Origin of the sequence: Aeromonas sp. V90_14 (assembly GCF_029967615.1) — a bacterium.
Classification (GTDB): Bacteria; Pseudomonadota; Gammaproteobacteria; order Enterobacterales; family Aeromonadaceae; genus Aeromonas; species Aeromonas hydrophila.
In genome coordinates this window covers 29,608-44,181 of sequence record NZ_JASCAS010000049.1, presented here as the reverse complement: position 1 = coordinate 44,181, position 14,574 = coordinate 29,608, and the positions used below count along the sequence as shown (strand labels likewise).

Below are 14,574 nucleotides of genomic sequence, written 5' to 3'. Positions count from 1 at the left end.
GACTAGATCCGCATCGGCATTACCACGTACTGAGCATCCTGACTGTCAAAATCCTCAATAATGGCGCTGCTGATGGAATCGCTCAGGCTGATCCGGATTTGGTCACATTTTAACGTATTCAGCACGTCCAGCACATAAGAGACGTTGAAACCAATCTCCATCTCGCCGGCTTCGTATTGTACGTCAAGCAGCTCTTCGGCTTCTTCCTGTTCCGGGTTGTTGGCGGTGATGCGCAGCAGGTTTTCCTGCAGATTGAGACGCACCCCACGGAATTTCTCGTTGGAGAGGATGGCGGCACGGGCAAAGGCCTGGCGCAGATCCTCACGACCGGCGATCAGGGCCTTGTCGCTGTTGCGCGGAATGACGCGGCGCCAGTCCGGGAAGCGGCCATCCACCAGCTTGGAGGTGAAGATGAAGCCATCCAAGGCGGCACGCAGGTTGCTGCGGCCGATCTGCAGCCGTACCGGCTTGTCTTCCGCTTCCAGCAGGCGCACCAGTTCCAGCACGCCCTTGCGCGGCAGGATGACCTGATGATCGGGCAGCGATTCCGTTACCACCTCGCGGCGGCAGGTCGCCAGCCGGTGACCGTCGGTCGCCACGGTACGCAGGCCGTGGCCCTCGCTCTCGAACAGCATGCCGTTCAGGTAGTAACGCACGTCCTGGCTGGCCATGGAAAACTGGGTGGCATCGATGAGCTTTTTAAGCTCCAGCTGGCCGATGTCGAACTCGAGCACGGATTCCCAATCCTCGATGTTCGGGTATTCGGTGGCCGGCAGGGTCGACAGGTTGAAGCGGGAACGGCCGGAACGGATGATCAGGCGCTCGCCTTCGGTATTGAGGCGAATGTCCGCCCCCTCCGGCAGACCGCGGCAGATGTCCAGCAGCTTGCGCGCCGGCACTGTGGTGCGACCATCCTGACTGTCGCTGTTGAGATAGACCTGACCGATCATCTCAACTTCGAGGTCGGTCCCGGTCAGTGACAGCAGACCATTGCTGACATCCAGCAGCACATTGCCGAGGATTGGCAGGGTCGGCCGGCCACCGAGGGCACCGGACACCAGTTGCAGAGGACGTAACAGGGCCTCACGGCTAATTTCGAGCTGCATCTGTGCTCTCCGTTGTGATTAGGAGGAAAGGGTTCGGATCAGGTTGGAATAGTCTTCCTTGATGTCGTGACTCTCTTCCTTCAGCTGCTCGATCTTGCGGCAGGCATGAAGCACTGTAGTGTGGTCACGACCACCAAAGGCATCACCTATCTCCGGCAAGCTATGGTTGGTCAGCTCCTTGGCCAGCGCCATCGCCAGCTGGCGTGGGCGGGCAACGGAGCGGGAACGCCGCTTGGAGAGCAGATCCGCCAGTTTGATCTTGTAGTACTCCGCCACCGTCTTCTGGATGTTGTCGATGGTGACCAGCTTCTCCTGCAGCGCCAGCAGGTCACGCAGCGCTTCGCGCACGAAGTCGATATTGATCGCCCGACCGGTAAAGTTGGCGTTGGCGATCACCCGGTTGAGGGCACCTTCCAGCTCGCGCACGTTGGAGCGCAGCCGCTTGGCGATGAAGAAGGCCACTTCGTCCGGCAGGTGGATCTGGTTCTCGTCCGCCTTGCGCATCAGGATCGCCACCCGGGTTTCCAGCTCCGGCGGTTCGATCGCCACCGTCAGGCCCCAGCCGAAGCGGGACTTGAGACGATCTTCCACCCCGTTGATCTCCTTCGGATAACGATCCGAGGTCAGGATGATCTGCTGGTTGCCTTCGAGCAGGGCGTTGAAGGTGTGGAAGAACTCCTCCTGGGAGCGCTCCTTGTTGGCAAAGAACTGGATGTCATCGATGAGCAGGGCATCGACGCTACGGTAATAACGCTTGAACTCTTCAATGGCGTTATTCTGCAGCGCCTTCACCATGTCCTGCACAAACCGTTCGGAGTGCATGTAGATGACCTTGGCGTCCTGCTTGCGCTCCTTGATGGCGTTGCCAACGGCATGCAGCAGGTGGGTTTTGCCCAGACCGGTGCCGCCATAGAGGAACAGCGGGTTGTAGGCCCCGCCCGGATTGTCGGCAACCTGACGGGCAGCCGCGCGGGCCAACTGGTTGGACTTACCTTCGACGAAATTCTCGAAGGTATAGTTCACGTTGGTGTTGCTCTTGTGGTTCGGCTCGGGTTTGGCCTCGGCCTTGCTTTCCCAGCTCTTCTGCGAGTTATTCACAGGATCCGCACCCCGTGCCGGCGCTCTGGCGACCGCGACGGGATGGGGACGATTACCGATGTCAAAACGCAGAGTGGGGCCGTCGACCCCGCAGAGTTCATTGATGATGCCGTTCACCCGGATGAGATACTTGTCTCGAACCCAGTCCAGAACAAAGCGATTCGGTGCATACAGGGTCAGAGTATTGTCACTCAACTCCGCTTGAAGCGGCCGGATCCACATGCTGAATTCTGCCGAGGGCAACTCATCTTGCAGCCGGTTAAGGCACTGCTGCCATAGCGAAGCAGTCACTCTAAACTCCCGTCGATTGATTAACTAAAGACCGGCTATTCTACGTTTTTAGCGGCTGGATCTCTAGCCGCGACCTCGCGGATCCAGCAAATAAGATCCTTGACTTTCAAGGATCCAGCAGCGCCGAATCCGATTTCATCCCCAAAGTTACCCACAGCCAGATCCATCGACAGGGGCACCAAAGATCCAGACCTGAAGCGGTTATTTTATATAACCAAATATCATTTATTCTTTAGCTTTTATTCCAATAACATCAGCGCAAATCCAGTGTTTACAACTAAAAATACAGAACAACAGAGAGAGAGGAATCCCCATGACGTCATCCATCAAGCTGGTCTCCGGCGCCGCCATTCTGCTGGCCGCCCTGTCCGGTCAAGCCATCGCCCAGGAAACCATCAAGGTCGGCATGTCCGGCAAGTACTTCCCGTTCACCTTCGTCAAGCAGGACAAGCTGCAGGGCTTCGAGGTAGATATGTGGAACCAGATCGGTGAGCGCACCGGCTACAAGGTCGAATTCGTGACCGCCAGCTTCTCCGGCCTGTTCGGCATGCTGGAAACCGGCCGCGTCGATACCATCTCCAACCAGATCACCATCACCGACGAGCGCAAGGCCAAGTACGCCTTCTCCCAGCCCTACGTCTATGACGGCGCCCAGATCGTGGTCCGCAAGGGCAACAGCACCATTCACGGCATCAAGGATCTGGAAGGCAAGAAGGTGGCGGTGAACCTGGGCTCCAACTTCGAAGAGCTGCTGCGCAAGAACGACCCGAACAAGAAGATCGACATCCGCACCTATGACTCCGCCTTCGAGCAGGATGTCGCCCTGGGCCGGATCGATGCCTTCGTGATGGACCGCGTCTCCACCGCCCAGCTGATCAAAGAGTCCAAGCTGCCGCTGCAGCAGGCCGGCGCACCGTTCGAAACCATCGAGAACGCCCTGCCCTTCCTGAAGACCCCTGAAAAGCAGGCGCTGCTGAAGAAGGTCGACGATGCCCTCACCGCCATGCGCAAGGATGGTTCCCTGCGTCAGATCTCTGAAAAATGGTTCGCTTCCGACATCACCGACAAATAAATGATGGAATTTGACCTCGAATACACGCTGGGGCTGTTTCCCATCCTGCTCAAATATCTGGGCACCACGATGGAGATGGCCCTGTGGGGATTCGTCCTGGCACTCGTACTGTCGCTGGCCCTGGCGATAGTACGGGTGTTTCGCGTTCCCGTGATCCACTGGCTGGCGATGCTCTATATCTCGTTTTTCCGGGGTACACCGCTACTCGTCCAGCTGTTCCTGCTCTATTACGGGCTGCCGCAGCTGTTCCCCATCTTCGTGGGGATGGATGCCTTTACCGCCGCCATCGTCGGCCTGACCCTGCACTTCGCCGCCTACATGGCCGAATCAATCCGCGCCTCCATCATCGGCATCCACAAGAGCCAGATGGAAGCCGCCCTCAGTATCGGCATGAGCCGCTACCAGGCGATGCAGCGGATCATATTGCCGCAGGCGGCCCGCATTGCGACGCCGTCGCTGATGAACTACTTCATCGACATGATCAAGAGCACCTCGCTGGCCTTTACTCTGGGGGTGGCCGAGATCATGGGCAAGGCGCAGATGGAAGCCTCCTCCTCCTTCAAGTTCTTCGAGAGCTTCATGGCGGTGGCGCTGGTCTACTGGGTGGTGGTGATCTTCTTTACCCGCTTGCAGCATCTGCTGGAAGTCCGTCTCAACCGTGCCTATTAAAGGAGGGCTCTCATGATCAAGCTAACCGGCCTGTCCAAGGCATATGACGGCAATCAGGTGCTGAACAGCATCGATCTGGAGGTGAAAAAGGGGGAGATAGTGGTCATCATCGGCCCCTCCGGCACCGGCAAGTCGACCCTGCTGCGCTGCCTCAACCTGCTGGAGACCCCGGATGCCGGCAACCTCGCCATCGACGATCTGCAGCTCAACCTGGCCAGGGCCAGCGAGCAGCAGGCCATTGAGCTGCGCAAGCGGGCCTCCTTCGTGTTCCAGAACTACGCCCTGTTCGCCAACAAGACGGCACTGGACAACATCGCCGAAGGGCTGATCACCGTCTGGAAACAGCCGAAGGCAGAGGCCCGTGCCACCGCCCTCGGCATCCTCAAGGACATCGGCCTCGCCGACAAGCAGGACGCCTATCCGGCTTCCCTGTCCGGCGGTCAGCAGCAGCGGGTCGGCATCGGCCGGGCCATGGCCGCGCACTCCAAGGTGATCCTGTTTGACGAGCCCACGTCGGCGCTCGACCCCGAGTGGGTCGACGAAGTGCTGGGCCTGATGAAGGAGCTTGCCCGCCAGCACCAGACCATGGTGGTGGTAACCCATGAGATTGAATTTGCTCGAGATGTTGCCGATCGGGTGATCTTCATGGAGGGGGGCCGGATCGTGGAACAGGGCCCGCCGGATCAGATATTGGTCGATCCGCAGGATCCCCGTACCCGGGAGTTCCTGCGCAAAGTGCTTAAATAGCTCTCTCTTTGGCGGCATTGCCGCCTTTTTTATTGGAGGATCCTTGTTAAACCCCGGGTTGCCAGTATAATCCGGAGCCCTCGATCCTCTGGATCCTCACTGCCGGTTCGGGCCTTTGCAAGGTCAGGACAGGAAGAGAGGGAACGGCGGATTGACTAAAAGCCGAACTCTGTTTAGAATTCGGCCTCTTTTGCTAGTCGTCACACGCTATAGCTGGCGCGTCGGCTAAGTGTGACAATCAAAACTGTACAGAAATACGGAATCGAATCATGAAACGTACTTTTCAACCGTCCAACCTGAAGCGCAAGCGCTCTCACGGTTTCCGCGCCCGCATGGCAACTGCCAACGGTCGTAAAGTTCTGGCCGCTCGTCGTGCCAAGGGTCGTGCCCGCCTGGTAGTCTAATGCCTACCCAGCACGCCTTTTCTCGGGAGTTACGTCTGTTAACTCCCGAACACTTCAAACGCGTTTTCGCCGAGCCTGTCCGGGCCGCTTCTCCGCAAATTACGCTTCTCGCCTGTCCCAATACCCTCGAACATCCTCGCCTTGGTCTCGCTGTGCCCAAAAAAGCACTCAAGCGTGCCGTCTGGCGCAACCGTGTAAAACGGGTGGTTCGGGAAAGTTTCCGCCTCAATCAGGCCAATCTGCCCGCTATCGACATCGTCGTGATCGCCAAGGCCGGTGTGAAAGAGATGGATAACGAGGAACTGTTCAAGTTACTGGAAAAGCTATGGCGCACTCTGTCACGCCGTTGCAATGGGTAGCTGTCAAACTGATACGCCTGTATCAGCTAATCATTAGCCCGCTGCTCGGGCCGCGCTGCCGTTTCACTCCGACTTGTTCCCAATTTGCGATAGAAGCAATCCGACTTCACGGTTTCATAAAAGGCGTTTGGTTAGCCAGCAAACGTCTATTAAAATGCCATCCCTTATCCGAGGGTGGTTATGACCCGGTTCCGCAACCAAAGCGAAGAAACTGAAGACTATGGAATCACAACGCAATCTCATCCTGATCGGTTTGCTGTTCGTGAGCTTTTTGCTCTGGCAACAGTGGGAGTCCGACAAGGCTCCGAAGCCGGCCCCGACTACCGTGGCCCAAACCGAACATTTCGTACCTGAAGCCGGTCAGACCGGTGATATTCCTCAGGTTTCCGAGCAAGCCAATGCGAACACCGCACGCAAGCTGATCACCGTCTCCTCCGACGTGCTCAAGCTGACCCTGGATACCCAGGGTGGTGATATCGTCTCTGCCGATCTGCTGGCCCACAAGCTGGAAGAAGGCAAGGATCAACCGTTCGTACTGCTGACCAGCCAACCCGAGCACCTCTATGTTGCCCAGAGCGGTCTGGTTGGTCGCAATGGTCCTGACAGCCAGGCCCAGGGTCGTCCCACCTACGAAGCCGCCCAGACCAGCTACCAGCTGGCCGATGGTCAGGATCAAGTCGTCGTACCGATGACCTGGACCGACAGCAAGGGCGTGGTCTTCACCAAGGAGTTCGTCCTCAAGCGCGGTGACTACGCCGTTGGCGTCGATTACAAGATCGACAACAAGTCCGCCGAGCCGGTTCAGGTGCAGTTCTACGGTCAGCTGAAGCAGACCGTGACTACCCCGAAAGACCAGCAGGGTCATGCCATGGTGGCCAGTGCCTACCGTGGTGGTGCCTTCTCCAGCGAAGATACCCGCTACAAGAAGTACACCTTCGACGAGATGAAGGATGCCGACCTGAACAAGACCACCAAGGGTGGTTGGGTCGCCATGCTGCAACACTACTTCGTCTCTGCCTGGGCACCGAATGCCGACGATACCAACAGCTTCTACAGCCGCGTGATCCCTGGCAAAGACCAGGCCATCATCGGCTACAAGGCGCCGCTGGTTGACGTGGCTGCCGGCCAGCAGGCCGAAGTGACCAGCAAGCTGTGGGTAGGTCCCAAGCTGCAAGACCAGATGGCCAAGGTGGCAAACCACCTCGACCTGACCGTCGACTACGGCTGGCTCTGGTTCATCGCCCAGCCGCTGCACTGGCTGCTGACCGTGTTCCACGGTTTCGTCCAGAACTGGGGTGTGGCCATCATCATGCTGACCCTGCTGGTACGCGGCATCATGTTCCCGCTGACCAAGGCCCAGTACACCTCCATGGCCAAGATGCGCATGCTGCAGCCCAAGCTGGCCGCACTGCGTGAGCGCTTCGGCGACGACCGCCAGAAGATGTCTCAGGGCATGATGGAGCTGTACAAGAAGGAGAAGGTCAACCCGCTGGGTGGCTGTCTGCCGATCCTGGTACAGATGCCGATCTTCATCGCCCTCTACTGGGCACTGATGGAATCCGTTGAGCTGCGCCACGCGCCGTTCGCCCTGTGGATCACCGACCTGTCGGTGAAGGACCCCTTCTTCGTGCTGCCGATCCTCATGGGTGCGTCCATGTGGTACCTGCAGAAGATGAGCCCGACCACCATCACCGACCCGATGCAGCAGAAAGTGATGCAGTTCATGCCTATCATCTTCACTTTCATGTTCCTCTGGTTCCCGGCAGGTCTGACCCTGTACTGGCTGGTGAGCAACGTCATCTCCATTACCCAGCAGACCATCATCTACCGTCAGCTGGAGAAGAAAGGCCTGCATACCCGCAGCTAATCGCTCCCGATGGCAAGATGGATGACAAAAGAGGCGGCCTTCGGGCCGCCTTTTTTATTACAATGACCCCACTGCTGTGAACCATCAGCGAACAAATGAGCCAAGCAAGATGACTACAGATACCATCGTGGCCCAGGCCACCGCCCCCGGCCGGGGTGGCGTCGGCATAGTCCGCGTCTCCGGTCCCGCCGCCGAACAGGTCGCCGAGATAGTGCTCGGCAAGCTCCCCCGGGTGCGTTATGCCGAATATCTGCCGTTCAAGGATGAGCAAGGCCAGCCGCTGGATCAGGGCATCGCCCTGCTGTTCAAGGCTCCCAACAGCTTCACCGGTGAAGATGTGCTGGAACTGCAGGGCCATGGTGGCCCGGTGATCATGGACATGCTGGTGCGCCGCATCCTGCAGATAAAAGGGCTGCGCCCTGCTCGCCCCGGCGAGTTCAGCGAACGCGCCTTCATGAACGACAAGCTGGATCTGGCCCAGGCCGAGGCCATCGCCGACCTGATCGAGGCGTCCAGCGAGCAAGCGGCCCGCAGTGCCATGCACTCCCTGCAGGGGCAGTTCTCCGGCAAGATCCAGCAGCTGGTGGAGAGTCTCACCCGCTTGCGTATCTATGTGGAAGCCGCCATCGACTTCCCGGATGAGGAGATCGATTTTCTCTCCGACGGCAAGGTGGCGGGCGATCTCTACGCCATCATGGACGAACTGGATGCGGTGCGCGGCGAGGCCAAGCAGGGTGCCCTGCTGCGGGAAGGGATGAAGGTGGTGATCGCCGGTCGTCCCAACGCCGGCAAATCCAGCCTGCTCAACGCCCTGGCCGGCCGCGAGTCCGCCATCGTCACCGAGATTGCCGGCACCACCCGCGACGTGCTGCGCGAGCACATCCATCTGGATGGCATGCCGCTGCACATCATCGACACCGCCGGTCTGCGCGATACCCAGGACAAGGTGGAGCAGATCGGCATCGAGCGTGCCTGGGCCGAAATTGAACAGGCCGATCGGGTGCTGTTCATGGTGGATGGCACCACCACGGCTGCGGTCGACCCGCGGGAGATCTGGCCGGAATTTGTTGATCGGTTGCCAAAAAAGATTGGCCTCACCGTGGTGCGCAACAAGGCCGACCTGACCGGCGAAGATCTGGCTCCGAGTCAGGAGCAGGGCCACGCCGTCTATCGCATCTCCGCCAAGACCGAGCTGGGGCTGCCCGCCCTGCGCGAGCACCTGAAGGCTTGCATGGGCTTCCAGGGCAACACCGAGGGGGGCTTCATGGCCCGCCGCCGCCACCTGGATGCGCTGGAGCGCGCCGCCGAACGGCTGCTGGTGGCCAAGGAGCAGCTGGAGGTGTTCGTGGCCGGCGAGCTGGTGGCCGAAGAGCTGCGCCTGGCGCAGGAGTCCCTCTCCGAGATCACCGGCGAGTTCAGCTCAGACGATCTGCTGGGTCGCATCTTCTCCAGCTTCTGCATCGGTAAATAACGCCGCACGGCAGGCAATAAAAAGCCCGGGTTCATCCCGGGCTTTTTATTGCGCGTTTTTCATCCACCAACCTAGAGGCGGCGCAGACACCACATGAAGTAAGCGCCCCCTAACAAGGTGGAGACCAGCCCCACCGGCACCTCCTGCGGGAACAGGATCTGCTGGCCGATCCAGTCCGCTGACACCATCAGCAGGGCGCCGAAGACGGCGGCACCGAGCAGATGCCAGCGTGCCCGCACCAACCCCATCAGCTTGGCCATGTGCGGTGCCAGCAGACCGACGAAGGAGAGCGGTCCCACCACCAGGGTCGCGCTGGCGGTCAGCACGGCCACCAGCAGCAGGATGGCGAGCTGAGCCCGGTTGAGCCGAATGCCGAGCGCGGCGGCCACCGCCGGCCCCATCGGCAGCAGATCGAGCCAGCGACTGAGCAGCAGGCAGGCTGCCAGCAGCGTCAGCGCCAGCACGACCAACCCGCCGGCAATCGGCAGGGTGACGTAATAGGTGGAGCCGGACATCCAGGAGAGCAGTTGCTGCACCCGCAGGTCACCGTTGGCCAGCGCGATGGCCTGCAGCGGCTCGAACAGCGCCGTGATGGCGATGCCGGAGAGCAGCAGCCGCTCTGGTTGGAAGCCATGGCTGCGATTGACCAGCAGCAACAGCAGCAGACAACCGAAGGCACCGAGCAGGCCGCCGGCCAGCATCATGGGCAGCGGCAGGGCGGGCAGCAGCAGCGCCGTGGCAATCACCCCCATGAAGGTGCCACCACTCACCCCCAGCAGCTCGGGGCTCGCCATGGGGTTGCTGCTGACCCGTTGTAGCAGGGTGCCCGCCAGCGCCAGCAGCATGCCCGCCGCACCGGCCGCCAGGGTGCGCGGCAGCCGCCACTCCAGCTGGGCCTGCCAGCGCAGCCAGCTCGGCCAGTGCCAGCCGTCCATCCCCTGTCCAAACAGCAGGGAGGCGATCACCGCCAATACCAGCCCCATCAACATCAGGCCGACAAGGCGGACCGGCGCCGGGTGGCGGGCCACCAGCAGGGCGGCATTCGCCTTCGGCGTGCCCGATTTGATACCCAGGCGCGGGATCAGCCACAACAACAGCGGTGCTCCCAGCAGGGCCGTCATGGCACCGGTCGGGATGAGTACAGAGCCGCTGCGGCTCAGGGATTGCAGCAGCAGATCGGTAGCCGCCAGCAGCAGAGCGCCGAGGATCGGTGCCCACAGCAGCCGCTGGCCAAGCTGGCGGATCCCGAGCAGCCGCACCATGGCGGGCGCCGCCAACCCGATGAAGCCGATCAGCCCCACCACGCTAACCACGCAGGCGGTGACGAACACCGCCAGCCCCAGTCCGGCGAAGCGCAGGTGTTGAAGGGAGACCCCCAGGCTGCGGGCGCTGGCATCATCCAGCTCCAGCACCGCCAGCGGGCGCACCAGCACCGCGGCCAGCACGCCAGCCAGCAGCAGACGGGGCAGCAGGTAGCTCACCCCGCTCCAGCTGTTCTGCACCAGCGAGCCACTGCCCCACACCAGCAAGCCTTTCAGCTCCTCCTGAAAGAACAGCAGGAGCCCCATGCTGATGGCCGCCAGATAGAGGTTGATCACCAGCCCGGCAAAGACGATGACCACCGGATTGAGCTGGCGACGCCAGGCCAGGGCAAACACCAGGCCCATGGCGAGGCTGCCGCCGGCCATGGCGATCCACTCTCGCCCCAGCAGCAGCCAGGAGGGGGCAAACAGGGTCACCATCATCAGCGCCAGCTGGGCGCCGGAGGCCACCCCCAGGGTGGTGGGCGAGGCCAGCGGGTTGCGCAGCACCTGCTGCATCAGGGTGCCGGCCAGCCCGAGGGCGGCGCCGGCCAACAGGCAGACGGCAAGGCGCGGCAGCCAGCTGAAGTGGACCACCGCCTGGCTGGCATCGGTCAGATCCGGTGACAGCAGTGCCGCGAGCCAACGCGCCACCGGCAACTGACTGGCCAGCGCCCAACCGGCGAGCGCCAGCGTCAGCCCCAACAGCAGGCTGACGGGAAGCCGCAGCGGCGACGGAAAAATCTGGTTCATTGCAGCCCCTCCCCGCTTTGCCCATCCTGCTGCAGCGCAGTACTGAGCTGCACGGCGAAGCGGCGCGCCGCCAGCACGCCGCCAAAACTCCACACCGCGGGCAGGTGCAGCACGGCCACCGCCCTCACCTGTGGCAGCTGCTGCCACAGACCGGGCTCCTGCAGCCGCTCGCTCACCCCGACCGGGATCGGATCGACCACCACCAGCCGCGCTTGCGGCAGCGCCATCAACTGCTCCAGGCTGGCCACGGCAAAGCCCCAGGCATTGGTTTCCCCCTGCCAGGCATTGCGCAGGCCGAGCCGCTGCATCACCGCCTCGAACAGGCTGTGGCGGCCAAATACCCGCACATGGCGCTCATCGATGAACTGCACCACCAGCAGGGGCGGCAGATCTTCGGGTAATGTGGCCCGCATCTGCGCCAGATCCTGGTCCAGCCCGGCCAGCAGTTGCTCGGCCTCGGTGGTTTTGTCCACCAGCGCGGCGATGGTCAGGGTCGCCTCGTGCAGCCGCTGCCACAGATCGGCATCCGGCTCGTAGAGTGCGATGGATTGTACCGGCGCGATGCGGGAGAGCGTCGGCGCCAGCGGGGCCGCCAGCGGCGAGATGAGTATGCGATCGGGTTTGAGCTCGGCCAGCAGCTCGCGATTGGGCTGGGCACGCTGGCCGATATCCACCACGGCGGCCGGCAGCAGCGGTTCGCCGACCCAGGCGCGGTAGGAACCGACATCCCCCACCGCCAGCGGCGTCACCCCGAGCGCCAGCAGGGTTTCGGCTATGGTCCAGTCGACGGTGGCAATACGGGGTACCGGCACGGAGGCGGTCTGGGATGTGTCAGCCTGCGCCGCAAGCGGCAGCAGCAGGCCGACAAGACAGGACCCCATCTTCTTCAATAAACGGTTCAAGAGAGGCCCCCGGTCAGACGATGGCGATGGCGTGGTCATGGGCCGGGTGGCGAATGACCTCCATCGGGATGCCATAGATGGCGTGCAGGGTCTCGCTGGTCATGATCTGTTCGGGTTCGCCGTGGGTCAGCAGGCGGCCGGAGTGCAGCGCCACCAGCCGATCGCAGAAGCGGGAGGCCATGTTGATGTCGTGAATGACAATGATGACCCCGAGCTTGAGCTGACGGCTCAACTGCTTGACGAGGGTGAGCACCTCCACCTGATGAGCCACGTCCAGCGCGGCCAGCGGCTCGTCCAGCAGGATGAAACGGCTCTCCTGGGCCAGCAGCATGGCCAGCCACACCCGCCCCCGCTCGCCGCCGGACAGCGTATCCACCAGCCGGTCGGCAAAGCGTTCGGTATGGGTCAGCGCGATGGCCCGTTCGACCTGGCGGTGATCCTCCGCCCCCATCCGGCCCAGCAGGCCGCGCCAGGGGTAGCGACCCATCTCCACCAGCTCCCGCCCAAGCAGGTTTTCGGCGCTCGGCAGATGCTGGGGCAGATAGGCCACCTGACGGGCGAAGTCGCGCGCCCCCCACGCCGGCAGCGGCTTGTCATCGAACCGGATCTCGCCGTCACTGAGCGGCTGCTGGCGTGCCAGCAGCTTGAGCAGGGTGGATTTGCCCGAACCGTTGTGGCCGATGAGGCCATAGACCTTGCCCTGCTCGAAACAGAGATCGGTGGGGTGCAGCAGCGTGCGGTCATTGACCGCGAAGCTGGCTGATTTCATCTCAAACATAAGCGGTTCCTGTTGGCCGGGTTCAAACCGGCACCTCTGCATTCAAGTCACAATCCAGATGGGCGACCGCATCGCGGCTCACCTGCTCGCGCCGCTCGCCGGTCAGCTCGCTGAGCCGGCTCTGGCGCATCTCCAGCAGCCGGTCGGCCTGGGAGAAGTAGAGATCGTCGTGGCTGATGGCGATCACCGTCTTGCCCATCTGCTTCAGGCGCGGCAGCAACAGCTGATAGAAGATGCGGCGGAACTGGGGATCCTGATCCGCGGCCCACTCGTCAAACAGCATCACCTCGCGCTGCTCGGCCAGCGCCAGCAGCAGGGCGACTCGCTTGCGCTGCCCCTGGGAGAGGTCGATATCGGCGATGAAGCCATCTTCGATGGTGAGCTTGCTGCCCATCTGCAGCCGCTCCAGCCACTCGGCCACCAGCTCATCCTTGGGTTCCGGCCCCAGCAGGTGCTGGAACAGGTGATAGTCGGTGAAAATGGCGGAGAAGAGCGCCAGATAGGCGTTGCGATCGGTGACCGGCTCCCCATCCAGCAGGATCCGGCCCGATACCGGCTGATAGAGGCCGGTCAGCAGCATGGCCAGGGTCGACTTGCCGGAGCCGTTGCCACCGATGATGAAGATCTGCTCCCCCTTTTCGATGACCAGATCGATAGGGCCGACGGCAAAGCCGCCCTCCCCCTGATAGTGAAAGATCACCTGCTCCAACTCGATGCGCTGCCAGGCGCGGGGCGCGGACGGCAGCGGGAAGTCGGCGTCCGGCGCAGCCAGATTGAGGGCCGCAATCTTGTCGAACGCCACCTGGGCAGAGAGCAGGGTCGGCAAGGCGCCAATGCCCTGCAGCAAGGGGGTGCGCAAGAACAGCAGGGTCAGCGCGAAGGTGGCGGCCACCTGGGTGTCGGCCCAGCCCAGCCCGTTGGCCAGGAAGAAGACCAGACCGATGGCCCCCAGCATCATGATATTCGACCAGTTCACCGCGCTCAGGTGATAGGTGTCGGCACGGATGATCTGCTCCCGATAGTCCTGCGCATTCTGCTGATAAAGCTGGTGGTAGACGAAGTGGGCCCGCTCGCGGTTGAGCGCCAGCTCCTTGCTGCCGGCGATGATGGCCTGATAGTTCTGATAGAGCCGATCCTCGGCCTGACGCATGTGGGAGAGATGGCGATAGACCCGGTTCACCAGCAGCCAGCCCACCACCATGGTGAAGGTGACCCAGAGGGTGGTGACGCCGAGCAGGGCCGGCGACAGCCAACCAAGGTAGAGGGCCGACCCCAGGGTGAGCACCAGCCCCTGCACCAGCTCCGGCAGGCGCACGAAGGCGATGGTGATCTGGCCGATGTCGCTGGAAAGGGAGGCCAGCAGCGGCCCCTGGCCAATCTGGCGCAGGCGGGCGACATCGGTATCCAGCAACTGCTTGAGCAGGCGGCCGCGCAGCCGGTAGACGAAATGATGGCCGAGGGTGGTCAGCGCCAGCTGAGAGCCGAGCGTGATCACCAGCAGCAATAAGATGAGGCCGATCAGCTGACCGAGCACCGGCAGCGGATCGCCGACTGATTCGACGAGAGACTGATTGATAAAGGCAATGACACCAATCCCGCTGACGGCACTGAGCAGGCTGAGCAGGGTAATGGCGATGAAGGGCCAACGATATTGGCGATAAACCAGAGACAAGAGTTCCATAACGGACCGGTATTCCAGAGAGATCAGAGCAACTGCAGGTGAAAAGAAGGGCGGGAACCGGGTTCCCACCCCACT

14 protein-coding genes are annotated in these 14,574 nt (G+C 61.8%); 8 read left to right on the top strand and 6 right to left on the bottom strand.

Annotated features, from left to right (window positions below; all coding sequences use genetic code 11):
• Window positions 1-2: 2 nt before the first annotated feature.
• Both dnaN and dnaA read right to left on the bottom strand, forming a co-directional pair.
• A complete protein-coding gene (gene dnaN / locus QLG02_RS21465) occupies window positions 3-1,106 on the bottom strand; it encodes a DNA polymerase III subunit beta (protein ID WP_011704048.1) in 1,104 nt (367 codons plus the stop codon).
• A gap of 18 nt (window positions 1,107-1,124) precedes the next feature.
• The gene (gene dnaA, locus QLG02_RS21460) at window positions 1,125-2,495 is read right to left on the bottom strand and encodes a chromosomal replication initiator protein DnaA (RefSeq protein WP_005307141.1); all 1,371 of its coding nucleotides are present in this window, start codon (window positions 2,493-2,495) and stop codon (window positions 1,125-1,127) included.
• A gap of 313 nt (window positions 2,496-2,808) precedes the next feature.
• Here dnaA and QLG02_RS21455 point away from each other — a divergent pair, with 313 nt between their 5' ends.
• The 8 genes from QLG02_RS21455 (at window position 2,809) to mnmE (ending at window position 9,084) form a co-directional block, all read left to right on the top strand.
• The gene (locus QLG02_RS21455) at window positions 2,809-3,567 is read left to right on the top strand and encodes an amino acid ABC transporter substrate-binding protein (RefSeq protein ID WP_005307144.1); all 759 of its coding nucleotides are present in this window, start codon (window positions 2,809-2,811) and stop codon (window positions 3,565-3,567) included.
• Window positions 3,568-4,236, top strand: coding sequence for an amino acid ABC transporter permease (locus tag QLG02_RS21450; RefSeq protein WP_011707929.1), 669 nt, complete (start codon window positions 3,568-3,570; stop codon window positions 4,234-4,236).
• A 12-nt stretch (window positions 4,237-4,248) separates the two neighbouring features.
• Entirely contained in the window at window positions 4,249-4,983 is a 735-nt protein-coding gene (locus QLG02_RS21445; RefSeq protein WP_017410488.1) for an amino acid ABC transporter ATP-binding protein, read from the top strand.
• A gap of 269 nt (window positions 4,984-5,252) precedes the next feature.
• Entirely contained in the window at window positions 5,253-5,387 is a 135-nt protein-coding gene (gene rpmH / locus QLG02_RS21440) for a 50S ribosomal protein L34 (RefSeq protein ID WP_005307156.1), read from the top strand.
• A complete protein-coding gene (gene rnpA / locus QLG02_RS21435) occupies window positions 5,387-5,746 on the top strand; it encodes a ribonuclease P protein component (protein ID WP_016352406.1) in 360 nt (119 codons plus the stop codon). The genes rpmH and rnpA overlap by 1 nt, the downstream gene beginning before the upstream one ends.
• Window positions 5,713-5,961, top strand: coding sequence for a membrane protein insertion efficiency factor YidD (gene yidD, locus QLG02_RS21430; protein ID WP_010635605.1), 249 nt, complete (start codon window positions 5,713-5,715; stop codon window positions 5,959-5,961). The genes rnpA and yidD overlap by 34 nt, the downstream gene beginning before the upstream one ends.
• Window positions 5,962-5,966: 5 nt before the next feature.
• Window positions 5,967-7,613 carry a membrane protein insertase YidC gene (yidC, locus tag QLG02_RS21425; protein WP_011707925.1) on the top strand — a complete coding sequence of 549 codons (1,647 nt, stop codon included), beginning with the start codon at window positions 5,967-5,969 and terminating at the stop codon, window positions 7,611-7,613.
• A 109-nt stretch (window positions 7,614-7,722) separates the two neighbouring features.
• Complete coding sequence (gene mnmE, locus QLG02_RS21420; protein WP_017783536.1) at window positions 7,723-9,084, top strand: tRNA uridine-5-carboxymethylaminomethyl(34) synthesis GTPase MnmE; 1,362 nt, start codon at window positions 7,723-7,725, stop codon at window positions 9,082-9,084.
• A 71-nt stretch (window positions 9,085-9,155) separates the two neighbouring features.
• On the opposite strand, the gene fhuB is transcribed toward mnmE, so the two are convergent.
• The 4 genes from fhuB to QLG02_RS21400 are packed head-to-tail and all read right to left on the bottom strand — an operon-like array spanning window position 9,156 to window position 14,499.
• Window positions 9,156-11,138 (bottom strand): Fe(3+)-hydroxamate ABC transporter permease FhuB, encoded by a 1,983-nt coding sequence (gene fhuB / locus QLG02_RS21415; RefSeq protein WP_282466066.1) that lies wholly within the window; start codon window positions 11,136-11,138, stop codon window positions 9,156-9,158.
• Entirely contained in the window at window positions 11,135-12,019 is an 885-nt protein-coding gene (locus QLG02_RS21410) for an ABC transporter substrate-binding protein (protein WP_282466094.1), read from the bottom strand. The genes fhuB and QLG02_RS21410 overlap by 4 nt, the downstream gene beginning before the upstream one ends.
• Window positions 12,020-12,053: 34 nt before the next feature.
• Window positions 12,054-12,818: an ATP-binding cassette domain-containing protein gene (locus tag QLG02_RS21405; RefSeq protein WP_024946264.1), complete on the bottom strand. Its 765-nt coding sequence runs from the start codon at window positions 12,816-12,818 to the stop codon at window positions 12,054-12,056.
• A 22-nt stretch (window positions 12,819-12,840) separates the two neighbouring features.
• A complete protein-coding gene (locus tag QLG02_RS21400) occupies window positions 12,841-14,499 on the bottom strand; it encodes a multidrug ABC transporter permease/ATP-binding protein (protein ID WP_282466065.1) in 1,659 nt (552 codons plus the stop codon).
• Window positions 14,500-14,574: the final 75 nt, after the last annotated feature.

Coding starts and splice junctions, on each gene's coding strand:
- dnaN (WP_011704048.1), bottom strand. CDS start 1,106: ATGCAGCTCGAAATTAGCCGTGAGGCCCTGTTACGTCCTCTGCAACTG.
- QLG02_RS21455 (WP_005307144.1), top strand. CDS start 2,809: ATGACGTCATCCATCAAGCTGGTCTCCGGCGCCGCCATTCTGCTGGCC.
- QLG02_RS21450 (WP_011707929.1), top strand. CDS start 3,568: ATGATGGAATTTGACCTCGAATACACGCTGGGGCTGTTTCCCATCCTG.
- QLG02_RS21445 (WP_017410488.1), top strand. CDS start 4,249: ATGATCAAGCTAACCGGCCTGTCCAAGGCATATGACGGCAATCAGGTG.
- rpmH (WP_005307156.1), top strand. CDS start 5,253: ATGAAACGTACTTTTCAACCGTCCAACCTGAAGCGCAAGCGCTCTCAC.
- rnpA (WP_016352406.1), top strand. CDS start 5,387: ATGCCTACCCAGCACGCCTTTTCTCGGGAGTTACGTCTGTTAACTCCC.
- yidD (WP_010635605.1), top strand. CDS start 5,713: ATGGCGCACTCTGTCACGCCGTTGCAATGGGTAGCTGTCAAACTGATA.
- yidC (WP_011707925.1), top strand. CDS start 5,967: ATGGAATCACAACGCAATCTCATCCTGATCGGTTTGCTGTTCGTGAGC.
- mnmE (WP_017783536.1), top strand. CDS start 7,723: ATGACTACAGATACCATCGTGGCCCAGGCCACCGCCCCCGGCCGGGGT.
- fhuB (WP_282466066.1), bottom strand. CDS start 11,138: ATGAACCAGATTTTTCCGTCGCCGCTGCGGCTTCCCGTCAGCCTGCTG.
- QLG02_RS21410 (WP_282466094.1), bottom strand. CDS start 12,019: ATGGGGTCCTGTCTTGTCGGCCTGCTGCTGCCGCTTGCGGCGCAGGCT.
- QLG02_RS21405 (WP_024946264.1), bottom strand. CDS start 12,818: ATGTTTGAGATGAAATCAGCCAGCTTCGCGGTCAATGACCGCACGCTG.
- QLG02_RS21400 (WP_282466065.1), bottom strand. CDS start 14,499: ATGGAACTCTTGTCTCTGGTTTATCGCCAATATCGTTGGCCCTTCATC.